The organism is Duganella sp. 1411, from assembly GCF_017833525.1.
GTDB lineage: Bacteria > Pseudomonadota > Gammaproteobacteria > Burkholderiales > Burkholderiaceae_D > Rugamonas.
Genome location: NZ_JAFICD010000010.1, coordinates 145,523 through 166,700, shown reverse-complemented (window position 1 = coordinate 166,700; position 21,178 = coordinate 145,523). Strand labels below are relative to the sequence as shown.

At 64.4% G+C, this 21,178-nt stretch carries 20 protein-coding genes; 15 read left to right on the top strand and 5 right to left on the bottom strand.

The window, feature by feature from the left end; all coding sequences use genetic code 11:
- Window positions 1-5 precede the first annotated feature (5 nt).
- From JOD97_RS31125 to JOD97_RS31115, 3 genes are read left to right on the top strand one after another with little or no spacing between them, the layout of a single operon-like run.
- Window positions 6-1,223 (top strand): ABC transporter ATP-binding protein, encoded by a 1,218-nt coding sequence (locus JOD97_RS31125; protein WP_209726682.1) that lies wholly within the window; start codon window positions 6-8, stop codon window positions 1,221-1,223.
- 11 nt (window positions 1,224-1,234) lie between these two features.
- The gene (locus tag JOD97_RS31120) at window positions 1,235-2,005 is read left to right on the top strand and encodes an ABC transporter ATP-binding protein (RefSeq protein WP_209726681.1); all 771 of its coding nucleotides are present in this window, start codon (window positions 1,235-1,237) and stop codon (window positions 2,003-2,005) included.
- On the top strand, window positions 2,005-2,727 hold the full coding sequence (locus tag JOD97_RS31115; protein ID WP_209726680.1) for an ABC transporter ATP-binding protein: 723 nt from the start codon (window positions 2,005-2,007) through the stop codon (window positions 2,725-2,727). Before JOD97_RS31120 ends, JOD97_RS31115 begins: the two co-directional genes overlap by 1 nt.
- 210 nt (window positions 2,728-2,937) lie before the next feature.
- On the opposite strand, the gene phaP is transcribed toward JOD97_RS31115, so the two are convergent.
- A complete protein-coding gene (gene phaP, locus JOD97_RS31110) occupies window positions 2,938-3,498 on the bottom strand; it encodes a TIGR01841 family phasin (protein WP_209726679.1) in 561 nt (186 codons plus the stop codon).
- A gap of 350 nt (window positions 3,499-3,848) precedes the next feature.
- Here phaP and JOD97_RS31105 point away from each other — a divergent pair, with 350 nt between their 5' ends.
- The 3 genes from JOD97_RS31105 (at window position 3,849) to pbpG (ending at window position 6,704) form a co-directional block, all read left to right on the top strand.
- A complete protein-coding gene (locus tag JOD97_RS31105; RefSeq protein ID WP_209726678.1) occupies window positions 3,849-4,784 on the top strand; it encodes a DMT family transporter in 936 nt (311 codons plus the stop codon).
- 9 nt (window positions 4,785-4,793) lie between these two features.
- Window positions 4,794-5,489 (top strand): nitroreductase, encoded by a 696-nt coding sequence (locus tag JOD97_RS31100; RefSeq protein WP_209726677.1) that lies wholly within the window; start codon window positions 4,794-4,796, stop codon window positions 5,487-5,489.
- A 138-nt stretch (window positions 5,490-5,627) separates the two neighbouring features.
- A complete protein-coding gene (pbpG, locus tag JOD97_RS31095) occupies window positions 5,628-6,704 on the top strand; it encodes a D-alanyl-D-alanine endopeptidase (protein WP_209726676.1) in 1,077 nt (358 codons plus the stop codon).
- Here the strand turns inward: pbpG and JOD97_RS31090 are convergent.
- A complete protein-coding gene (locus JOD97_RS31090; protein ID WP_209726675.1) occupies window positions 6,686-7,465 on the bottom strand; it encodes an IclR family transcriptional regulator in 780 nt (259 codons plus the stop codon). The two genes, pbpG and JOD97_RS31090, sit on opposite strands and share 19 nt — an antisense overlap.
- A 103-nt stretch (window positions 7,466-7,568) precedes the next feature.
- Here JOD97_RS31090 and JOD97_RS31085 point away from each other — a divergent pair, with 103 nt between their 5' ends.
- The 9 genes from JOD97_RS31085 to JOD97_RS31045 all read left to right on the top strand — a co-directional run bounded on the left by JOD97_RS31085 (window position 7,569) and on the right by JOD97_RS31045 (window position 16,377).
- Window positions 7,569-7,952: a diacylglycerol kinase gene (locus tag JOD97_RS31085; RefSeq protein ID WP_209726674.1), complete on the top strand. Its 384-nt coding sequence runs from the start codon at window positions 7,569-7,571 to the stop codon at window positions 7,950-7,952.
- Between the two features lie 98 nt (window positions 7,953-8,050).
- The gene (locus tag JOD97_RS31080) at window positions 8,051-9,052 is read left to right on the top strand and encodes a sulfate ABC transporter substrate-binding protein (protein ID WP_209726673.1); all 1,002 of its coding nucleotides are present in this window, start codon (window positions 8,051-8,053) and stop codon (window positions 9,050-9,052) included.
- Between the two features lie 150 nt (window positions 9,053-9,202).
- Window positions 9,203-9,841, top strand: a complete 639-nt coding sequence (locus JOD97_RS31075; RefSeq protein ID WP_209726672.1) for a peroxiredoxin — start codon at window positions 9,203-9,205, stop codon at window positions 9,839-9,841.
- Between the two features lie 159 nt (window positions 9,842-10,000).
- Window positions 10,001-10,774 (top strand): sulfite exporter TauE/SafE family protein, encoded by a 774-nt coding sequence (locus JOD97_RS31070; RefSeq protein ID WP_209726671.1) that lies wholly within the window; start codon window positions 10,001-10,003, stop codon window positions 10,772-10,774.
- Window positions 10,775-10,953: 179 nt separating this feature from the next.
- Entirely contained in the window at window positions 10,954-11,760 is an 807-nt protein-coding gene (cysT, locus tag JOD97_RS31065; RefSeq protein WP_373999982.1) for a sulfate ABC transporter permease subunit CysT, read from the top strand.
- Window position 11,761: 1 nt separating this feature from the next.
- Window positions 11,762-12,655 carry a sulfate ABC transporter permease subunit CysW gene (gene cysW, locus JOD97_RS31060; RefSeq protein WP_209726669.1) on the top strand — a complete coding sequence of 298 codons (894 nt, stop codon included), beginning with the start codon at window positions 11,762-11,764 and terminating at the stop codon, window positions 12,653-12,655.
- A gap of 1 nt (window position 12,656) precedes the next feature.
- Window positions 12,657-13,727, top strand: coding sequence for a sulfate/molybdate ABC transporter ATP-binding protein (locus JOD97_RS31055; protein WP_209726668.1), 1,071 nt, complete (start codon window positions 12,657-12,659; stop codon window positions 13,725-13,727).
- A complete protein-coding gene (locus JOD97_RS31050) occupies window positions 13,724-14,656 on the top strand; it encodes a CysB family HTH-type transcriptional regulator (protein WP_209726667.1) in 933 nt (310 codons plus the stop codon). Before JOD97_RS31055 ends, JOD97_RS31050 begins: the two co-directional genes overlap by 4 nt.
- 134 nt (window positions 14,657-14,790) lie before the next feature.
- Window positions 14,791-16,377 (top strand): methyl-accepting chemotaxis protein, encoded by a 1,587-nt coding sequence (locus JOD97_RS31045; protein WP_209726666.1) that lies wholly within the window; start codon window positions 14,791-14,793, stop codon window positions 16,375-16,377.
- Window positions 16,378-16,417: 40 nt separating this feature from the next.
- Here the strand turns inward: JOD97_RS31045 and JOD97_RS31040 are convergent, their stop codons facing one another.
- The 3 genes from JOD97_RS31040 to JOD97_RS31030 all read right to left on the bottom strand — a co-directional run bounded on the left by JOD97_RS31040 (window position 16,418) and on the right by JOD97_RS31030 (window position 21,155).
- Window positions 16,418-18,775 (bottom strand): TonB-dependent siderophore receptor, encoded by a 2,358-nt coding sequence (locus tag JOD97_RS31040; RefSeq protein WP_209726665.1) that lies wholly within the window; start codon window positions 18,773-18,775, stop codon window positions 16,418-16,420.
- A gap of 283 nt (window positions 18,776-19,058) precedes the next feature.
- The gene (locus JOD97_RS31035; protein ID WP_209726664.1) at window positions 19,059-20,105 is read right to left on the bottom strand and encodes an aldo/keto reductase; all 1,047 of its coding nucleotides are present in this window, start codon (window positions 20,103-20,105) and stop codon (window positions 19,059-19,061) included.
- A gap of 9 nt (window positions 20,106-20,114) precedes the next feature.
- Window positions 20,115-21,155 (bottom strand): quinone-dependent dihydroorotate dehydrogenase, encoded by a 1,041-nt coding sequence (locus JOD97_RS31030; protein WP_209726663.1) that lies wholly within the window; start codon window positions 21,153-21,155, stop codon window positions 20,115-20,117.
- Window positions 21,156-21,178: the final 23 nt, after the last annotated feature.

The window sequence follows — 21,178 nt, the reverse complement described above, 5'->3', positions numbered from 1 at the left end:
ATCTCATGGCTATTCTTAATTTCGACGTTTCCCGCAACCCGCGCAAGGCCTACGGCAGCATGGCCGTGGTCTTCATCGGTTTGCTGATCTTCCCGTTCTTCGCCGCGCAGTTCGGCAACTCGTGGGTGCGCATCATCGACATGGCGCTGCTGTACATCATGCTGGCGCTGGGCCTGAACATCGTGGTCGGCTTCGCCGGCCTGCTGGACCTGGGCTACATCGCGTTCTACGCGGTGGGCGCCTACATGACCGGCCTGCTGGCCTCGCCGCAATTCGCGGCGCTGCTCGAATCGGTGATCAACCAGTATCCGGTGCTGGGCGCGTCGCTGGTCGGCATCTTCGGGCCGGAGATCCAGCAAAACGGCATCCACCTGTCGGTGTGGGTGATCGTGCCGCTGGCGGCCGCGCTCGCCGGCCTGTTCGGCGCCTTGCTGGGCGCGCCGACGCTCAAACTGCGCGGTGACTACCTGGCCATCGTGACCCTGGGCTTCGGCGAGATCATCCGTATCTTCATGAACAACCTCAACGAGCCCGTCAACTTCACCAACGGTCCGCAGGGCATCAACCTGATCGACCCGATCAAGGTGTTCGGCGTCAACCTGGCCGGCGAGGCCGGCTCGCGCGCCAACGTCGTCATCGGCGGCTTCTCGATGCCGTCGGTCAACGCCTACTACTTCCTGTTCCTGTTCCTGTGCATCGCCATCGTGTTCGTCACGTCGCGCCTGCAGCATTCGCGCCTGGGCCGCGCCTGGGTCGCGATCCGCGAGGACGAGATCGCCGCCAAGGCGATGGGCATCAACACCCGCAACGTCAAGCTGCTGGCGTTCTCGATGGGCGCCTCGTTCGGCGGCATCGCCGGCGCGCTGTTCGCCTCGTTCCAGGGCTTCGTGTCGCCGGAATCGTTCTCCTTGACCGAATCGATCGCCGTGCTGGCGATGGTGGTGCTGGGCGGCATCGGCCACATCCCGGGCGTCATCATGGGCGGCGCGCTGCTGGCGGCGTTGCCGGAGGTGCTGCGCCACGTGGTCGAGCCGCTGCAGCAGCAAATGTTCGGCCACGTCCTGATCGAGGCCGAAGTGCTGCGCCAGCTGCTGTACGGCCTGGCGATGGTGCTGATCATGCTCAACCGTCCGGCCGGCCTGTGGCCCGCGCCCAAGCATGAAGACCGCCCCGACAGCGATTCGGATACCAAAGATCAATCGTCCGGCACCGTGGCGGCTTGAGGAAACACACAATGAGCGAACCAGTCATTCTCAACATCGCCGGCGTCAACAAGCGCTTCGGCGGCTTGCAGGCGCTGACCGATGTCGGCATCAAGATCCTGAAGGGCCAGATCTACGGCCTGATCGGCCCCAACGGCGCCGGCAAGACCACCTTCTTCAACGTCATCACCGGCCTGTACCAGCCGGACACGGGCACCTTCGAGCTGGCCGGCAAGCCGTATTCGCCGTCGGCCCCGCACGAGGTGGCCAAGGCCGGCATCGCCCGCACCTTCCAGAACATCCGCCTGTTCGGTGAGATGACCGCGCTCGAGAACGTCATGGTCGGGCGCCACGTGCGTTCGCACCAGGGCGTGTTCGGCGCCGTGTTCCGCCACAAGGCGGCGCGCGAGGAGGAGGCCAGCATTCGCAAGCGCGCGCAGGAGTTGCTCGATTTCGTCGGCATCGGCCAGTTCGCCAACCGCACGTCGCGCTTCCTGTCGTACGGCGACCAGCGCCGGCTGGAGATCGCCCGCGCGCTGGCCACCGATCCGCAGCTGCTGGCGTTGGATGAACCGGCCGCCGGCATGAACGCGACCGAAAAACTGGCGCTGCGCGAGCTGCTGGTCAAGATCAAGAACGAAGGCAAGACCGTGCTGCTGATCGAGCACGACGTCAAAATGATGATGGGCCTGTGCGACCGGCTGATGGTGCTGGAATACGGCAAGCCGATCGCCGAGGGGCTGCCGGCGGAAATACAGCGCAACCAGGCCGTCATCGACGCCTATCTGGGAGGATCGCACTAATGGGCGGCAATGTTCTAAAAGTATCGGGACTGAAAGTCGCGTACGGCGGCATCAAGGCCGTCAAGGGTATCGACCTGGAGGTGAACCAGGGCGAGCTGGTGGCGCTGATCGGCGCCAACGGCGCCGGCAAGACCACCACCTTGAAGGCCATCACCGGCACCTTGCCGCCGTGCCAGGTCGAGGGCACGGTGTCGTACGAGGGCGAGTCGCTCAAGGGCACGAAATCGTTCCATCTGGTGCAGAGGAAGCTGGCGATGGTGCCGGAGGGGCGCGGCGTGTTCACCCGCATGTCGATCCAGGAAAACCTGATGATGGGCGCCTTCACGCGCGACGACAAGGCCGGCATCGAGGCCGACATCGCCAAGTGGTTCGACGTGTTCCCGCGCCTGAAGGAGCGGGCGGCGCAGATGGCCGGCACCTTGTCGGGCGGCGAGCAGCAGATGCTGGCGATGGCGCGCGCGCTGATGTCGCATCCCAAGCTGCTGCTGCTCGACGAGCCGTCGATGGGGCTGTCGCCGATCATGGTCGACAAGATCTTCGAGGTGATCCGCAATGTCTCGAAGGAGGGCATCACCATCCTGCTGGTGGAGCAGAACGCCAAGCTGGCCCTGCAGGCCGCGCACCGCGGCTACGTCATGGATTCGGGCAACATCACGATGACCGGCAACGCCCGCGACATGCTCGACGATCCGCGCGTGAAGGCGGCGTATCTGGGCGAGTAAACCCCACCCTGCATCCTTTTAGCGGGACGCCTGCGTCTCCGCTTAGGGGTCGTACCCCTCGGGGTACGACCCCGCGTGGCCGTGCGGGTCTGCCAGCCAAAAAAAAGGCCCCGGCGGTGCCGGGGCTTTTAAGGACATCCGCCGGAGATACCGTGGATGCCGAGGAGGCAGCGGAACGGTGCCGGCGCCTGGGCGCCGGCACCATCCTGATTACTTGCGTGCCGGAGCGACCTTGGCGGCGGCGGCGGAGAACTGGTTCACCGCTTGCGCGACGTTGCTTTCGATCGACTCGACAGCCTGCTTGGCGGTCTTGCTGAACTGCTCGTAGCCGGCGTTGGCATTGCCTAGGGCCGATTTGAACAGGGCGACGGCGTTTTCGCTGCCGGCCGGGGCGTTCTTGCTGACTTCTTCCACCAGCGAGATGACTTTGCGGTTGGTTTCAGCGATTTGCGTTTCGGCGGCTTTGCTGAACTCGGCGCTGGTGCTCGAGGCGATGTTCGCCAGGTGACGGCCGTACGCCAGGGTTTTTTCTGCGTTCGGCTGGGCCTGAGCGGATGCCAGCGAGAAGAATTCTTGCGGATCTTTTGCCGACAGCAGTTGCTTGGTGGTGATCGACGACTCTTCCAGCGACGCCTTGGCGGCAGTCAGGTTCAGGTCGACAAACTTCTCCACGCCTTCAAACGCCTTGTTGGTCAGGGCCGAGAAGATGGCGAACTGCGCTTCAAAGTTGGCTTTGGTCGCATTGGAAAATTGCTCAGGGATTGAAAACATTTAACTCTCCAGGAAAATAGTCATTAATTGGATACTGCCGTTCTAGCTCGGCGAGAAACAGAACATCCACGTTTCAAACCGATCGAATTGTGCAACGCAACAAAGCCAATTTTACGGCCTTGGGAAATTAAGTCAAGCGATTTTTTGTGCGTTGCATCAAGGCATGAAACGTCGATTTGAGGAAGTATTTCCCGGCTAAAACTTATTGCGGTGCATCGCCGGGGCTGGCGTGGTTGCTTGCTTTGGGGGCTGGGCCGGTGCCGATCGGGCCGCCGTGATAGACTCGGCGGGCAACTGGCCGATGCCGTCTGCCCGCCTTTCGTTTCCTTTCAGTCCGATAGTAAGTTTTCATGTCCGATACCCCTACCGCCGTTTCCCCGCAAAACCCCGCTGCCGCAGCGGCCGGACACGCGACTTTTTTGTCGCCGATGCCGTTGTTTTTTGTCCTTTTATGGAGCAGCGGCTTCATCGTGGCCAAGTTCGGCCTGCCGTACGCGCCGCCGCTGACCTTCCTGGTGATGCGCTTTCTGGGCGTGCTGCTGTTGCTGGTGCCGGCCGTGCTGGTGTTGCGCGCGCCCTGGCCGCACGGCAAGATCCGCCACATCGCGCTGGCCGGGGTGCTGGTCCAGGCCGGTTATCTGATCGGCGTCTGGTGCGCCATCAAGCAGGGCATGCCGGCCGGCCTGTCGGCGCTGATCGTCGGCATGCAGCCCATCCTGACCGCGTTCGCCGCGCCGCTGATCGGTGAAAAGGTGCGGCCGCGCCAGTGGCTGGGATTGGTGTTCGGCATCGGCGGCGTCGCCTTGGTGGTGGCGGCCAAGATCAAGCTGACCGGGCTGTCGGTGGAGGCCATCGCGCTGTGCGTGCTGGCGCTGGTGTCGATCACGGTCGGCACCATGTATCAAAAACGCCATTGCCCGCAATTCGACCTGCGCACCGGCACGGTCATCCAGTTCGCCGCGTCCACCGTGGTGGTGTTGCCGTTGGCTATCATATTTGAAGGCTTGAGCGCCGATTTTGCTGCGGTGCGATGGACGCCGCAGTTCGTCGGCGCGCTGGCGTGGTCGGTGCTGGGCCTGTCGATCGGCGCCATTTTCGTGCTGTTCGCGCTGATACGCCGCAGCGACGCCACCCAGGTCACCAGCCTGATGTACCTGACGCCGCCCACCACCGCCGTCATGGCGTGGCTGATGTTCGGCGAAGCATTCAACGCCCTCGGCATCGTCGGCATGGCGCTGGCGGTCACCGGGGTGTTTTTCGTTGTCAGCAAAAACCAACCCAAATAGCGAGGCCACATGATTTCTACTCCAGAACAGCAGGCGGTGGACGCGGCGATCACGTCGCGCCGCTCGATCCGCGCCTATCTGCCGCAAGCGGTGGCGCGCGAGGACGTCACGGCGATCCTGCGGGTGGCGGGCAGGGCGCCGTCCGGCACCAACACGCAACCGTGGAAAGTGTATGTGCTCGAAGGCGAGCGCAAGCGGGAGTTGTCTTCGGCGATCCTGGCCATACATAACGATCCGGAGCAAGCCGGCCAGCACACCGAGGAATACGCGTATTACCCGCGCCAATGGGTCTCGCCGTTCATCGAGCGGCGCCGCAAGGTGGGCTGGGATTTATATGCGCTGCTGGGGCTCACGCGCGACAACAAGGCCGGCATGGCGGCCCAGCACGGCCGCAACTACGAGTTCTTCGGCGCCCCCGTCGGCCTGATCTTCACGATCGACCGCGTGATGGAGCAGGGCTCGTGGCTGGACTACGGGATGTTCTTGCAGAGCGTGATGGTGGCCGCGCGGGCGCGGGGACTAGATACTTGTCCGCAAGCCGCCTTTACCCAGTATCATCGGGTCATCCGTTCCGCGCTGGATCTCCCCGCCAACGAAATGGTGGTGTGCGGCATGGCCCTCGGTTACGCCGACACGACAAAAATCGAGAATTCTTTGATCACGGAGCGTATGCCGGTCGAAGAATTTGTTAAATTTGTCGCTTAGGACTAGCTTGCTTTAAGCATATTGCAGATACGCAACCAAAGATGCCACCAAGCTTAAATTAGCTTGCGCTTGCGCACCGTTTTGCTACACTGCAACTGTCGATTGTGAAATGCGGCTTTTCTTCTTTTGGGGATATGAATGTATAAACTAGCGTTAAGTGCGCTCATTTCGCTGATGTTCGCATCCGCCGGCCTCAGCGCCGCCCAGGCCGCGACCGCCGATACCGCCGCGCCCAAGAAGGCCCACGTCAAGAAAGGCAAGTCGCGCCAGCCGGTGCGCGTGGCCGCCGCCGAGGCGGGCGAGCGCGTGGTCAAGCGCGTGACCAAGGTCAACGGCCGCCGCAAGGTGGTGTACCAGCGCATGATCACGGCCGCGCCGCCGGTGCCGACCATGGGCGACCTGGCCGGCCTGAGCGCGACGCACGATCCGCTCGACCTCAAGTCCAACGTGGCGCTGGTGCTCGACCAGGCCAATTCCGAAGTATTGTTTGAAAAGAATTCCAACGTCGCCTTGCCGATCGCCTCGATCACCAAGATGATGACCGGCCTGGTCGTGGTCGAAGCCAACCAGGACATGGACGAGCTGCTGACCGTCACCGACGAGGACGTCGACCGCGAAAAATTCAGCAGCTCGCGCCTGCGCGTGGGGGCCCAGCTGACCCGCGCCAACATGCTGCACATCGCCCTGATGAGCTCGGAAAACCGCGCCGCCTCGGCGCTGGGCCGTAACTATCCGGGCGGCAAGCCGGCGTTTGTCGAGGCGATGAACGCCAAGGCCCGCGAACTGGGCATGACCGACACCCATTATGTCGATTCGAGCGGCTTGTCGAAAATGAATGTGGCCAGCGCGCGCGACCTGGCCAAGCTGGCGATGGCGGCGTACCAGCATCCGATGCTGCGCCAGTTCTCGACCGACGCCAAGGCCATCGTCGAAGCCAACGGCCGTCCGATGCAGTTCGGCACCACCAATCACCTGGTGGCCAATCCGGACTGGGCGATCGGCTTGCAGAAAACCGGTTTCATCAACGAAGCGGGACGCTGCCTGATGATGCAGGCCGTCATCGAAGGCCGTTCGGTGATCATGGTGTTCCTCGACTCCAAGGGCAAGCAGTCGCGCACCGCCGACGCCGGCCGCATGCGCAGCTGGCTGCAGGCGCTCAAGCCCGCGGCGCTGACCACCAACAGCACCTCGCCGGTTTATTCGACCGGCATGTAACCGAGCGTGGCGGAGATCTGGCTGGCGGTCGTGACCAGATCGTCCAGCCAATCCTCCTGCAGGCGGTCGGCCGGCGCCGAGATCGACAGCCCGGCGATCAACTTGCCGCTGTCGTCGTGGATGCCGGCGGCCATGCAGCGCACCCCCAGTTCCAGTTCCTCGTTATCGCGCGCGTAGCCGCGCGACTTCACCAGGCTGAGCTCGCGCTCGAGCTTGGACAAATCCGTGATCGAATTCTTGTTGTGCCCGGCCAGCCCGGTGCGCGTGGCGTAGGCGCGGATGGCCTTCGGCTCGTCGACCGACAGGAACAGCTTGCCGGTCGAGGTCAGGTGCAGCGGACCGCGCCCGCCGATCGCGCGGACCACCTGCATGCCCGAGCGCTCCGAGAACGCGCGGTCGATGTAGACGATCTCGTCGCCCTGGCGCACCGACAGGTTGATGGTCTGCTGCGTCTTCTTGTGCAATGCGCGCATGAAATCGAGCGCGGCCTCGCGCACCGACAGCCGACTCTTGACGACGTTGCCCAATTCCAACAGCCGCATGCCGAGCCGGTAGGTGCCCGGTTCGATGCGGTCGACAAAACGGGTCAGCACCATGTCGTTGAGGATGCGGTGCGCGGTCGACGGGTGCAGCCCGGACACCTTGGACAATTCCTTCAGGCTGACGGGATCGGGATACTTGGCGAGAGCGTCTAGTAGCGCCACCATGCGCTCGATCACCTGGATAGTGGTCTTTTGCTCGGGAACGGTTTCGATTTTCATGATGTGGTTGGTGCGGTGCAGTATGCGGTAACTACGTTATACCATAATGTGAAAAAAATGTGAATTGATGCATAATGCGCTATCTTTATCTTGTTTGTCTCCCATGGAACCTGTCAGCGAATTCAAAAGCAAAAGCGGCCTCAAGCGGATCTTTTCGGCCTTCTTCTACTCGATCGACGGCCTCAAGTCGGCCTGGAAACACGAGCACGCGTTCCGCCAGGAGCTGGCCCTGTTTGTCGTCGGCGCGCTGATCGCGCTGGTGTTGAAGATTTCGGCGTTCGAGAAGCTGGTGCTGATCGCGGTGCTGGTGCTGGTGCTGATCGTCGAACTGATTAACTCGGCACTGGAGGCGGTGGTTGACAGGATTTCGCTGGAACGCCACCCGCTGTCCAAGAACGCCAAGGACTTCGGCAGCGCGGCGGTGTTGCTGACCTGCCTGCTGGCGGCGGCCACCTGGGGCGTGGTGCTGTTCAACCGGTTCTACTAGCCGCATATAAGGTTTTCGCATATGGAACTGATAAAAGCTTAGTTCTAATTAATAAGGGACGGCATTACTCTTTGGTTTAACACAACTAGGGGAATTCCATGCTGTCCAAAAAAATCATCGCCGCGGCCGTTTTCGCCGCCACCGCCGCCTCATCCGTGCTGGCCGCCGAAGTCTCCCTGCTCAACGTCTCGTACGATCCGACGCGCGAGCTGTACCAGGACGTCAACGCCGCCTTCGCCAAGGACTGGAAGGCCAAGACCGGCGACACCGTCAAGATCAAGCAATCGCACGGCGGTTCCGGCAAGCAGGGCCGCGCCGTCATCGACGGCCTGGAGGCGGACGTGGTCTCGCTGGCGCTAGCCTACGACATCGACGCCATCGCCGAGCGCAAGCTCCTGGCGCCGGACTGGCAGAAGAAACTGCCGCACAACAGCACCCCGTACACCTCGACCATCGTGTTCCTGGTCCGCAAGGGCAACCCCAAGGGCATCAAGGATTGGAACGACCTGGTCAAGCCGGGCGTGGCCGTTATCACCCCGAATCCGAAAACCTCCGGCGGCGCCCGCTGGAACCACCTGGCCGCCTACGGCTACGCGCTGCGCCAGCCGGGCGGCAACGAGGCCACGGCCAAGGACTTCCTCGGCAAGCTGTACAAGAACGTGCCGGTGCTCGATTCCGGCGCGCGCGGCGCCACCACCACGTTTGTCGAGCGCGGCATCGGCGACGTGCTGATCGCGTGGGAGAACGAGGCGCTGCTGGCCATCAAGGAACTGGGACCGAGCAAGTTCGACATCGTCGCGCCGTCGGTGTCGATCCTGGCCGAGCCGCCGGTGGCCGTGGTCGACAAGGTGGTCGACAAGCGCGGCACCCGCAAGGTGGCCGAGGCCTACCTGAACTTCCTCTACACCGACGAGGGCCAGGAAATCATCGCCAAGAATTACTACCGTCCGGCCGTCGAGAAAGAGGCGAAGAAATACGCCGCCCAATTCCCGGCCGTAAAACTGTTCACGATCGCCCAGATCGCCGGCGACTGGACCAAGGCGCAGAAGACCCACTTCGCCGACGGCGGCCTGTTCGACCAGATCTACCAGCCCAAGTAGCGCTTGCCGACGCGGCCGCCGGCGGTCGCGTCGATCATCATCGGGTCCGAAACATTGTATTTATTGATAGATCCGGTGCAGAATAGGACTCTCGCGGCGCATTGAGCGCGCCCTTGCCACCTGAACCCGTAACAATTTCTGGAGACCACCATGACACTGCGACTGGGCGATACCGCCCCCGATTTTGAACAAGACTCTTCCATCGGCAAGCTGAAGTTCCACGAGTGGGCCGGTGACTCCTGGGTGGTGCTGTTTTCCCACCCGGCCGATTTCACGCCCGTCTGCACCACCGAGCTGGGCCTGACCGCCAAGCTGAAGCCGGAATTCGACAAGCGCAACGTCAAGGCGATCGCGCTGTCGGTCGACCCGGCCGAATCGCACAAGGGCTGGATCGCCGACATCGAGGAAACCCAGGACACGGTGGTCGGCTTCCCCATCATCGCCGACGAGGACCGCAAGGTCGCCACCTTGTACGACATGATCCACCCGAACGCCTCGACCACGGCCACGGTGCGCACCCTGTTCGTCATCGACCCGAACAAAAAGGTCCGCCTGAGCCTGACCTATCCGATGAGCACCGGCCGCAACTTCGACGAGGTGCTGCGCGTGATCGACGCCCTGCAACTGACCGACGGCTACACCGTGGCCACGCCCGGCAACTGGAAAGATGGCGACGACGTCATCATCCCGCTGACGGTGCAGGATCCGGAAGTGCTCAAGCAAAAGTACCCGAAAGGTTTCACCGCCGCCAAGCCTTACCTGCGCGTCACGCCACAGCCGAACAAGTAAGCTCAACCCCGCAGCCCGCCAAGCCCGGGGTCGTACCCCGCACGGGGTACGACCCCTTCGGGTTGGGTTTGGATTAAATAACGCATAAGCAAATAAGGATTGCGTTGTTTGGATATTTCCCAAGAGTAGGTAACCTTCGGGCTACTCTTGGGGAATTGCATGGATGTATCGTTCGTTATTTCAGGATTCGCGGTCGGCCTATTGGTGGGCATGACCGGCGTGGGCGGCGGCTCGCTGATGACGCCGCTGTTGACCTTGCTGTTCGGGGTCACGCCGGCCGTCGCCGTCGGTACCGACCTGGCCTTCGCCTCGCTGACCAAGGGCGTCGGCACCTTCACCCACCGATTGCGCGGCACGGTCCACTGGGACATCGTGCGCCGCCTGTGCATGGGCGCCTTGCCGGCCGCCGTGCTGGCCAGCTTCGGCCTCAAATACTTCGGCACCCTCAGCCCGGAACTGGGCAAGATCATCCGCTACACCATCGCCGCCTCGGTGCTGCTGACCGTGTGCGCGCTGCTGTTCCGCCGCAAGATGCTGGCCTGGATCAACGCCCGTCCCGAGCGCCAGCTGCAGGGCGGGGCGCTGACGGCCGCCACCATCTTCGCCGGCGCCGTGCTCGGCACCCTGGTCACCATTTCGTCGATCGGCGCCGGCGCCATCGGCGCGACCGTGCTGGTGATGCTGTATCCGCGCCTGAGCCCGGCCGAAGTGGCCGGCACCGATATCGCCTACGCCGTGCCGCTGACGGCGATCGCCGCCTTCGGCCACTGGTGGCTGGGGTCGATCGACTGGTCGCTGCTGCTGACCTTGCTGGTGGGGTCGCTGCCCGGCATCACCGTGGGCTCGTACTTCGCGCGCGCGGTGCCGGAACGGATGTTGCGCGGCCTGCTGGCTTTCGTTTTGGTAGCGGTGGCCGCCAAACTCATATTCTGAGTAGCTATATACCGGAACCATCTAACCAAATGAAAAAAGCTTCGTTTGTAATATGATGTGCAGATGAGATTATGCAGCCCTTATAGAAGAATTTGTAATAAGGGAGCAATTTCATGTCTGCAGTTCTCGCAGCGCCCGCCACGGCCCCCGTGGCCGCCAGGGGCGCGCCGTTCCGCGTGATGCCCGGTTTCCGGCTCTCGCTCGGATTCACGGTTTTCTACCTGACCCTGATCGTGCTGATCCCGCTGTCGGCGGTCTTCCTGAAGACGTTCACGATGACGTGGGAAGGCTTTTGGGCCGCCGTCACCTCCGAGCGCGTGATGGCCTCGTACCGGCTGACCTTTGGCGCCTCGCTGATCGGCGCCTTCATCAATGTGATTTTCGGCGGCATCGTCGCCTGGGTGCTGGTGCGCTACGAGTTCCCCGGCAAGCGCATCATCGACGCGCTGGTCGACCTGCCGTTCGCGCTGCCGACCGCCGTCGCCGGCATCACCTTGACGGCGCTGTACTCGGCCAACGGCTGGTTCGGCCAGTTCATCGAGGGCGTGCTCGGCATCAAGGTGGCGTTCACGCCGATCGGCGTGGTCATCGCGCTCACCTTCATCGGCCTGCCGTTCGTGGTGCGCACCGTGCAGCCCGTGCTCGAGGACGCCGAACGCGAACTGGAGGAGGCCGCCGCCAGCCTGGGCGCCAACGCCTTGCAGACCTTCACCCGCGTGGTGTTCCCGACCATCATGCCGTCGCTGATGACCGGCTTCGCGCTGGCCTTCGCCCGCGCCACCGGCGAATTCGGCTCGGTGATCTTCATCGCCGGCAACATGCCGATGATTTCCGAGATCACGCCACTGTTCATCATCACCAAACTGGAGCAGTACGACTACGCCGGCGCCACCGCGATCGCGGTGGTGATGCTGGTGGTGTCGTTCCTCATGCTGTTGACGATCAACCTGCTGCAAGCCTGGGCGCGCGGAAAGACGGGGAAATGACATGAGCGCACTGCCTCCCATCCCGGCGCGCCGCGGCGAGTTGCCGTCGGCGCCGCAAATCCTCGAACCGCGCTGGGTGCGCGCGGTGCTGATCGCCATCGCGCTGATCTTCCTGACCTTGTTCCTGTTCGTGCCGCTGGTGGCCGTGTTCGCCGAGGCGTTCCGCAAGGGCTGGCAAGCCTACGTGGCCGCCATCGTCGAGGAGGACGCGATCTCGGCCATCAAGCTGACCCTGATCACGGCCGTCATCGCCGTGCCGCTCAATCTGGTGTTCGGCGTGGCGGCGTCGTGGTGCATCGCCAAGTTCGAGTTCCGTGGCAAGAGTTTCCTGCTGACCCTGATCGATCTGCCGTTCTCGGTGTCGCCGGTGATCTCCGGCCTGATCTATGTGCTGCTGTTCGGCGCGCAGGGCTGGTTCGGCCCGTGGCTGCAGGAGCACGACATCAAGATCCTGTTCGCCGTGCCGGGCATCGTGCTGGCGACGATCTTCGTCACCTTCCCCTTCGTCGCGCGCGAGCTGATCCCGCTGATGCAGGCGCAGGGCAGCGAGGAGGAGGAGGCCGCCATCGTGCTGGGCGCGTCCGGCTGGGATACCTTCCGCCGCGTGACCTTGCCCAACATTAAATGGGGCCTGCTGTACGGCGTGATCCTGTGCAACGCCCGCGCGATGGGCGAGTTCGGCGCGGTGTCGGTGGTGTCCGGCCACATCCGCGGCGAGACCAACACCGTGCCGCTGCAGGTGGAGATCCTCTACAACGAGTACAACTTCGCCGCCGCCTTCGCCGTGGCCTCGCTGCTGGCGCTGCTGGCGCTGGTGACCCTGGCCCTGAAATCCTTTATCTCTTGGCGCTTGAACGAATCGATCGCCGATGACGCACGTTCCAAGGAGCACTGACATGACGATCGAAGTTAAAAACATCAACAAGCGGTTCGGCGAATTCGTCGCCCTCAACAATGTCTCGCTGGACTTCCCGGCGGGCGAGCTGACCGCGCTGCTGGGCCCTTCCGGCTGCGGCAAGACCACCCTGCTGCGCATCATCGCCGGTCTCGAACATCCGGACTCGGGCCAGGTGCTGCTCGACTCGCACGACGCCTCGCACCGCCACGTGCGCGAGCGCCAGGTCGGCTTCGTGTTCCAGCACTACGCGCTGTTCAAGCACATGACGGTGTTCGAGAACGTCGCCTTCGGCTTGCGCGTCAAGCCGCGCGCCGAGCGGCCGTCGGAAGACCAGATCCGCCGCAAGGTCAAGGAGCTGCTCGAGCTGGTGCAGCTGGACTGGCTGGCCGACCGCTATCCGCCGCAGCTGTCGGGCGGGCAGCGCCAGCGGATCGCGCTGGCGCGCGCGCTGGCCGTCGAACCGCGCGTGCTGCTGCTGGACGAACCGTTCGGCGCGCTCGACGCCAAGGTGCGCAAGGAATTGCGCCGCTGGCTGCGCCGGCTGCACGACGACTTGCACGTGACGTCGATCTTCGTCACCCACGACCAGGAGGAGGCGCTGGAGGTGGCCGACCAGGTGGTGCTGATGAACAAGGGTAACGTCGAGCAGATCGGCGCGCCGGAACAGGTCTACAACCATCCGGCCTCGCCGTTCGTGTACGGCTTCCTGGGCAACGTCAACATGTTCCACGGCCGCGTGCAGGACGGCGTGCTGGCCAGCGGCGGCGCCACCTTCGAGGTGCCGGGCCAGCCGGACGCCGACGGCAAGGGCACCGCCTATGTGCGTCCGCACGACCTCGACATCGAGCGCTATACGCCCGGCGCCGAGGGCATCGTCGTCAAGCTGCGCCGCGCGCACGCGATCGGGCCGCTGGCGCAACTGGATTTGGAGCGCGACGATACGGCCGAGCTGATCGAAGCGGTGATGTCCAATGAGCGTTTCAGCCTTCTGCAACTGAAGGAGGGTGAGACTTTGGTAGTGCGTCCAAAACGCCTGCATGTGTTTGTCGACGCTGGAGCTTCAATATGAATTTTCAACAATTGCGGTCGATCCGCGAAGCCGCCCGACGCGGCTACAATTTGACCGAAGTGGCCAACGCCTTGTTCACCTCGCAGCCCGGCGTGAGCCGCCAGATCCGCGAGCTCGAGGATGAACTGGGCGTGGTGATTTTCGAACGTAACGGCAAGCGCCTGACCGGCATGACCGAGCCGGGCAAGGGCATCCTCAAGATCATCGACCGCCTGCTGATCGAGGCGGAGAATTTGCAGCAGGCCAGCCTGGAGTACACGGGCCAGCAAAGCGGCACGCTCAGCGTCGCCGCCACGCACACGCAGGCGCGCTACGCGCTGCCGAAGGTGGTGCAAAGTTTCCGCAAGGCTTATCCGGACGTGCGCATCGCCTTGCAGCAGAGCGCGCCGGAGCACATCGCCGAATGGATCTTGTCCGGCAAGACCGACATCGGCATCGCCACCGAGGGCTTGTCGCAGTTCCCGGACCTGGTGTCGTTCCCGTGCTACCGCTGGACCCATTTGATCGTGGTGCCGGACGGCCATCCATTGCTGGGCCGTTCGCCGATCCGGCTGGAGGATCTGGCCGAGTTCCCGTTGATCACCTACGACATCGGCTTCACCGGCCGCGGGCATATCGACGCGGCGTTCGCGCACGCCGGCGTCAAGCCCGACATCGTGCTGACGGCGATGGATTCGGACGTCATCAAGCAGTATGTCGCGCTGGGGCTGGGCGTGGGCATCGTCGCCTCGATGGCCTTCGATCACGGCCGCGACAAGGGCATGCGCGCGGTCGAGGCGTCGCACCTGTTCGCGTCGAACACGACGCGGCTGGCGGTGCGCAAGGGCGCCTATCTGCGCTCGTACGCCTACCACTTCATCCAGCAGTTCGCGCCCGATCTGACGCGGGCGGAAATCGACGCCGCCTTGAACGGCGGGGATTTGTCTTAGTGTCCATATGGCCGCCGCAGCAATGTGGCGGCCATAAAACAGTCTGATAATTTTCTTAACCGGAACTAACAAACCACCCTATACTAATTTTTCCAACGCTGTTGCGGTTTCTTCGGCCTACTCTGGGAGACAAAATGGGAATGGGGAATTGGAAAATCGGCACCCGCCTGGGTGCCGGCCTGGGCGTGGCGATCATCTTCATGCTTGGCATCGCCATCGTCGGCATCGGCAATCTTGGCAAGCTCAACAACAACACCCAAGACCTCGCCACCGACAAGGTGCCCAAGGTCATCGTGGCTTACGAAACGATAGGCGGCCTCAACGATATCGCCCGCGCGATGCGCAACGCCATGCTGTCCAGGGACCCGGCCGTCGTCAAGGCGGAGCTCGAGCGCGTCGACCAGCGCAAGATCGAAATCGGCGAGCGGCTCGACCGGCTGCGCGCCTTGATCGCCGACGATGACGACCCGCGCAGCGCGCAAAAATTGCAGGCCGTGCTCGAAGCGCGCGACAAGTATGCGGTGGTGCAAACGGAGTTCCTCAAGCGCTCCGCCGATGAGGCGCGGCGCGACGAATCGATCGCCTATCTGCTGACCACGGTGCGCAAGGAGCAGACCGCCTACCTCAACGCGCTGACCGAGCTGGTCAAGTTCCAGAACGCCGCGGTGGAGGAGGCCGCCACCGTGGCCGAGCAAGCGTACGCCGGCTCGCGCAACACGATGATACTGCTGGCGGTGTTCGCGGCCGGCATCGCTGCATGGGTGCTGACGATCATCTCGCGCAGCATCACGCTGCCGCTGAACCGGGCGGTCGGCATGGCGCAGGCGGTGGCCGGCGGCGATTTGACGATGCGCATGGAATGCCACACCACCGACGAGACCGGCCAGCTGCTGCGCGCGCTGATCGACATGAACGAGAGCCTGGCGCGCACGGTCGGGCAAGTGCGCGCCGGCACCGACACCATCGCCACCGCCTCCAACGAGATCGCCAGCGGCAACCTCGATTTGTCGAGCCGCACCGAGCAGCAAGCATCCAGCCTGGAGGAGACGGCGTCGTCGATGGAGGAGTTGACGTCGACGGTGTCGCAGAACGCCGAGAACGCGCGCCAGGCGACCAAGCTGGTGGTGGCGGCGTCGGCTTACGCCACCAAGGGCGGCCAGGTGGTCGGGCAGGTGGTCGACACCATGGGCGCGATCAAGGAAAGCTCGGGCAAGATCGTCGACATCATCGGCGTCATCGACGGCATCGCGTTCCAGACCAATATCCTGGCCTTGAACGCGGCGGTCGAAGCGGCGCGCGCCGGCGAGCAGGGGCGCGGCTTCGCGGTGGTGGCGTCCGAGGTGCGCAATCTGGCGCAACGCTCGGCCAGCGCGGCCAGGGAGATCAAGGAATTGATCGGGCGCTCGGTGCAGACGGTCGACGCCGGCGCGGTGCTGGTCGGCGAGGCGGGCGCGACGATGGCGGGGCTGGTGGAGTCGGTCAGGCAGGTGGCCGAGATCATGAGCGCGATCAGCGCCGCCAGTAGCGAGCAGAGCAGTGGGATCGAGCAGGTCAACCAGGCCATCATCTCGATCGATGGCGTGACGCAGCAGAACGCCGCGCTGGTCGAGCAGGCGGCCGCCGCCGCGCAGAGCATGCGCGACCAGGCGGACTTGCTGACGCAGGCCGTCAGCGTGTTCAAGCTGGCCGGCGCGCCGGGCCGCGCGCTGGCGCTGGGGTGAGCGCCGGCGCCAACCCGGCCATGCCGATCACGTCACCCGCTTACCAGCTGTAGCCGGCCTTGGCGTAGTAGTAGCGGCCGTTGAAGCCGTTCGGCGCCCAGCCGCTGTACAGGTTGACGCCGTTCAGGTTGAGGTTGGCCACCGACGTGATCTTGTCCGGATACTTGTCGGTGACGTTGTCCACGCCCGCGCTCAAACGCCAGTTCTTGCCCAGCTTGACGCTGGCCGACAGATCCAGCACCCATTGCGGATCGTACACCTGATCCTGCGCCGGATTGTTCTGCGGCACCGTGAAGCTGCCGTAGCGCGTCACCACGCCGCGCGCGTTCCAGGCGCCCAGGGTGTAGTCGGTGGCCAGGCTGAACTTGTCCTTCGGCGAGCCGACCGTCAGGCGGTTGATGGTCTGGCGGTCGATCAGGGTCAGGTTGTTGGCGCTCAGGATGGCCGGGTTGGCGTTGACGTGCTGCACCGTGTTTTTATTGTGGTTGTACGCCAGCGTGAAATCGTAGCGGCCGGCGGCGGCCAGATCCCAGCGGTAGGTGCTGACCACGTCGACGCCGGTGGTGCGGGTGTCGATGGCGTTGGTGAAGTAGCGCGCCGCGCCCACCAGCAGGCCCTGGCTGGCCAGCGTGTTGCGCAGCGCCGGCGACAAGGTCATGCTGGTCGACAGCGCGATGCGGTCGTCGATGTCGATGCGGTAGGCGTCGACGCTGGCGCTCCAGTTGCGGGTCGGTTGCGCTTGCAGGCCGACGCTGTAGTTGCGGGCTTTTTCGGCCTTCAGCGGCTGCGCGCCCAGTGCGTCGGCGGCGGCGCTGCCAACGGCGAAGGTGCCGGTTTCGATCGCCGTGTTCTGGCCGTTGATGATCGAGAAATTGGTGGTCGTGATGGTGTAGAACTGTTGCGCCAGCGACGGCGCGCGGAAGCCCGACGAGGCCGTCGCGCGCAGCGATACCAGCGGGTTGACCGCGTAGCGTGCCGAGCCCTTCACCGAGGTGGTGTTGCCGAAGTCGCTGTAACGTTCGTGGCGCAACGCGGCCGAGGCCGAGAACTGCCTGGTGATGTCGGCCTCGAAGTTGGCGTAGATCGATTTGTTGTGGCGGCTGTTGCTGCCGGCGTTGACCGGACGGAAGCCGGAGAAGCCCTGCGCGCCGCTGCCGCTGTACGACGCCTGGTCGCCGGCGCCGATCTCGTATTCCTCGTGCCGCGCCTCGACGCCCAGCGCCACCGTCAGCGGGCCGCTGAACGCGGCCACGGGAAACTCCTTGGCGATATCGAAGTTGAACAGGCCCTGCGTGTTTTGCAGCTTGCCGGCGTAGAAGTGGGTCGGGCTGTTCGCGCCCAGGTCGAGGTTGACGGTGTTGTCCAGGTCCAGCTCGAATTTGTTGCGCCCGTAGTTGAGGCTGGCGTCCCACCGCCAGCCCGACAGTTCGCCGCGCAGGCCGGTCACCAGCGACTGGTCGGTCGAGGTGCTGTCCTGCAGCGGCAGGAAGCCTTGCGGATACAGCGTGGGCGAACGGTCCGGCGTGCGCCAGGTCGCCGCCGCCGAGGTCTTGCGCTCGCCGTAGCTGGCGAAGGCGTACCAGTCGATATCGTCGGTCACGCGGTACTGGCCGTTGGCGAGGAGGGTGCGGGGCTTGCTGTCCGGGTCGCCGTAGCGTTGGTTGACCTTGCCGATCTGGGAACCGGCGACCGGGCGCGTGTCGACGCCGGCGCGGTTGGTCGGATCGCGGTCGGCGGCCTCGATGGCCACGCGCACCCAGCCCTGGTCGCCGAGGGCGAAGCCGGTCGAGCCGCGCACGGTGCGTTGCTTGCCGTCGCCTTCCTTGTACTCGCCGTAGCCGACTTCGATGTCGCCGCCTTCCGCGCCTTTTTTGAGGATGATGTTGATCACGCCGGCGATCGCGTCGGAGCCGTACTGGGCCGCCGCGCCGTCGCGCAGCACCTCGATGCGTTCGATCGCCGCCAGCGGGATCGCGTTCAGGTCGACCGGCGCCGAGCCGCGGCCCTGGGTGCCGTTGACGTTGACCACGGCCGAGGTGTAGCGGCGCTTGCCGTTGACCAGCACCAGGGTTTGATCGGGCGACAGGCCGCGCAGCTGGGCCGGGCGGACGGCGTCGCTGGTGTCGGCGCCGGACGGGCGCGGGAAGTTCATCGACGGCACCAGGCGGGCCAGCACGGTGGCCAGTTCGGTCGAGCCGCTGGCCTGCAGTTCGCGCGCGCCGATGATGTCGACCGGCGATTCGGAATCGATGGTGCGGCGGTTCTTGGCGTAGGTGCCGGTGACGACCACCGACTGCAGCTCGCCGTCGGCGGGCGCGTCCTGGGCGAAGGCGGGGATGACGATGGTCGCGATCAGCGTGCTCAGCAGCAGTGGCGTGGCGATGGGGCGTGTGCTCATGTGGCGGTCTCGTGGGGCTGTGGTGGTGGCACAGCATATCAGCCCGGCGATGCCGCACAAACGAACGATTGTGTCTAAGGTTATGCCTCCGGGGTCAGGTCCACCATTTCTACACGGGCTGGTCTGTCATGCGTTGTTGGCGGCGCATGCATGGCCGATTACGGCGTGCCGCCTAATCCGCCCTACGGTTATGCCTCCGGGGTCAGGTCCACCATTTCTACACGGGCTGGTCTGTCATGCGTTGTTGGCGGCGCATGCATGGCGGATTAGATTTGATCGTGCGTTATTGGCCGGGGTTGGGCACGCTGGCGTGGATGGCGTCCACCGCCGCGATGATTTCCGGCGACAGTTGGACCTCGTAGGCGTCGATGTTTTCCTTCAGCTGCGCCAAGGTGGTCGCGCCGATGATGGTCGAGGCCACGCACCAGCGGCCGTAGCACCACGCCAGCGCCAGTTGCGTCGGCGTCAGGCCGTTGTCGCGCGCGAGCTCGGTGTATCGCGCGACCGCCGCCAGCACCGCCGGCCGCAGGTAGCGCGGGCTCCATGTCGGCGGGAAAATCGTCAGCCGTCCCCGGGCCTTCGGGTCGTCGTGGTACTTGCCCGTCAATTGACCGAAGGCGAGCGGGCTGTACGCTAGCAGGCCGACGTTGTCGCGGAAGCAGGTCTCGTCCAGCAGGCTGGTCTCGTAGTGGCGCGCCGTCAGGTTGTACAGGTTCTGGATGGAGGCGATGCGCGGCAAGCCCTTCATCTCCGATTGCTTGATGAATTCGCTCACGCCCCAGCACGATTCGTTGGAGACGCCGATCGCGCCGATCTTGCCTTCCTTGATCAGCTCGCCCAGCGCGGCCAAGGTGTCCTCCACCGCCACGCATTCGCGCTCGAGCTGCGGATTGAACACGCTGGCGCCGAAGATTGGCACGTTGCGGCTGGGCCAGTGCAATTGGTATAAATCGATATGGTCGGTTTGCAGCCGCTGCAGGCTGGTGTCGACCGCCGCGCGCAGGTTGGCGGCGTCGAAGTTCTGCTTGCCGCCGCGCACCCAGCCGATGTTGGGATTCGGGCCGGCGGCCTTGGTCGCCAGCACCACCTTGTCGCGCATGCCCGACTTCTTCAGCCAGCTGCCGATGAAGCGCTCGGTCGCGCCCTGCGTTTCGGCGCGCGGCATGACCGGGTACATCTCGGCCGTGTCGATGAAGTTGATGCCGCGTTCGATCGCGTAGTCGAGCTGGCTGTGCGCGTCGGCCTCGGTGTTTTGCTCGCCGAAGGTCATCGTGCCCAGGCATATCCTGGTCACGTGCAGGTGGCTGGAACCCAGTTGTATCGTTTGCATGCGGGCTCCTTAGTGTCCGCGCACGGCCTGCGCGCAATCGTTGATCAGCGCCGGGCCGGCGTAGATCAGGCCGCTGTACAGCTGCACCAGCCGGGCGCCGCAGTCCATTTTGACCTTGGCGTCGGCGCCGCGCATGATGCCGCCGACGCCGATGATCGGCACGGCGTCGCCCAGCTCGGCCTTGAGCAGGCGGATCACGGTGTTGGACAGCTCGAACACCGGCGCGCCCGACAGGCCGCCGCCCTCGGCGCCGTGGCGCATGCCGGCCACGGCGTCGCGGCTCAACGTGGTGTTGGTGGCGATGACGCCGTCGATCTTGTGGCGCAGCAGCGCGTCGGCGATGTTCTTGACCTGGTCGCCGTCCATGTCCGGCGCGATTTTCAGGGCCAGCGGCACGTAGCGCTTGTGCTGGTCCGACAGGCGCGCCTGCGCGTCCTTCAGTTGCGCCAGCAGGCCGTCGAGCTCGGAGCCGCCCTGCAGCTGGCGCAGGTTCTTGGTGTTGGGCGAGGAGATGTTGACCGTCACATAGCTGGCGTAGGGATAGACTTTTTCCAGGCAGTGCAGGTAGTCGTCGGCCGCGCGCTCGATCGGCGTGTCGGCGTTCTTGCCGATGTTCAGGCCCAGCACGCCGGCCTTGTCCTGGTAGAAGCGCGACGCCTGCACGTTGGCGACGAAGGCGTCGACGCCGCCGTTGTTAAAGCCCATGCGGTTGATGATGGCGTGCGCGGCCGGCAGGCGGAACATGCGCGGCTTGGGGTTGCCGGCCTGACCGCGCGGGGTGACCGTGCCCACCTCGATCGAGCCGAAGCCCAGGTCCGCCAGCGCGTCGATGTAGGCGCCGTCCTTGTCCAGCCCGGCGGCGAGGCCGACCGGATTCTTGAACGTGACACCCATCACGGTGCGCGGGTCGGCCGCCGGTTGCTTGACCAGCTTGGTCAGGCCCAGCGCGGCGGCGCGTTTGAGCGCGGGAAGAGTGAAGTGGTGGGCGGCTTCGGCGTCCATCGAGAACAGCAGCGGACGGGCCAGGGAATACAGGAATTTTTCGGACATGGGGAGCTCTGGTTGTTGGCCCC

What these genes read in the sequence shown, in the direction of transcription:
- JOD97_RS31125 (WP_209726682.1), top strand. Translation starts at nt 6, where the DNA reads ATGGCTATTCTTAATTTCGACGTTTCCCGCAACCCGCGCAAGGCCTAC.
- JOD97_RS31120 (WP_209726681.1), top strand. Translation starts at nt 1,235, where the DNA reads ATGAGCGAACCAGTCATTCTCAACATCGCCGGCGTCAACAAGCGCTTC.
- JOD97_RS31115 (WP_209726680.1), top strand. Translation starts at nt 2,005, where the DNA reads ATGGGCGGCAATGTTCTAAAAGTATCGGGACTGAAAGTCGCGTACGGC.
- phaP (WP_209726679.1), bottom strand. Translation starts at nt 3,498, where the DNA reads ATGTTTTCAATCCCTGAGCAATTTTCCAATGCGACCAAAGCCAACTTT.
- JOD97_RS31105 (WP_209726678.1), top strand. Translation starts at nt 3,849, where the DNA reads ATGTCCGATACCCCTACCGCCGTTTCCCCGCAAAACCCCGCTGCCGCA.
- JOD97_RS31100 (WP_209726677.1), top strand. Translation starts at nt 4,794, where the DNA reads ATGATTTCTACTCCAGAACAGCAGGCGGTGGACGCGGCGATCACGTCG.
- pbpG (WP_209726676.1), top strand. Translation starts at nt 5,628, where the DNA reads ATGTATAAACTAGCGTTAAGTGCGCTCATTTCGCTGATGTTCGCATCC.
- JOD97_RS31090 (WP_209726675.1), bottom strand. Translation starts at nt 7,465, where the DNA reads ATGAAAATCGAAACCGTTCCCGAGCAAAAGACCACTATCCAGGTGATC.
- JOD97_RS31085 (WP_209726674.1), top strand. Translation starts at nt 7,569, where the DNA reads ATGGAACCTGTCAGCGAATTCAAAAGCAAAAGCGGCCTCAAGCGGATC.
- JOD97_RS31080 (WP_209726673.1), top strand. Translation starts at nt 8,051, where the DNA reads ATGCTGTCCAAAAAAATCATCGCCGCGGCCGTTTTCGCCGCCACCGCC.
- JOD97_RS31075 (WP_209726672.1), top strand. Translation starts at nt 9,203, where the DNA reads ATGACACTGCGACTGGGCGATACCGCCCCCGATTTTGAACAAGACTCT.
- JOD97_RS31070 (WP_209726671.1), top strand. Translation starts at nt 10,001, where the DNA reads ATGGATGTATCGTTCGTTATTTCAGGATTCGCGGTCGGCCTATTGGTG.
- cysT (WP_373999982.1), top strand. Translation starts at nt 10,954, where the DNA reads ATGCCCGGTTTCCGGCTCTCGCTCGGATTCACGGTTTTCTACCTGACC.
- cysW (WP_209726669.1), top strand. Translation starts at nt 11,762, where the DNA reads ATGAGCGCACTGCCTCCCATCCCGGCGCGCCGCGGCGAGTTGCCGTCG.
- JOD97_RS31055 (WP_209726668.1), top strand. Translation starts at nt 12,657, where the DNA reads ATGACGATCGAAGTTAAAAACATCAACAAGCGGTTCGGCGAATTCGTC.
- JOD97_RS31050 (WP_209726667.1), top strand. Translation starts at nt 13,724, where the DNA reads ATGAATTTTCAACAATTGCGGTCGATCCGCGAAGCCGCCCGACGCGGC.
- JOD97_RS31045 (WP_209726666.1), top strand. Translation starts at nt 14,791, where the DNA reads ATGGGAATGGGGAATTGGAAAATCGGCACCCGCCTGGGTGCCGGCCTG.
- JOD97_RS31040 (WP_209726665.1), bottom strand. Translation starts at nt 18,775, where the DNA reads ATGAGCACACGCCCCATCGCCACGCCACTGCTGCTGAGCACGCTGATC.
- JOD97_RS31035 (WP_209726664.1), bottom strand. Translation starts at nt 20,105, where the DNA reads ATGCAAACGATACAACTGGGTTCCAGCCACCTGCACGTGACCAGGATA.
- JOD97_RS31030 (WP_209726663.1), bottom strand. Translation starts at nt 21,155, where the DNA reads ATGTCCGAAAAATTCCTGTATTCCCTGGCCCGTCCGCTGCTGTTCTCG.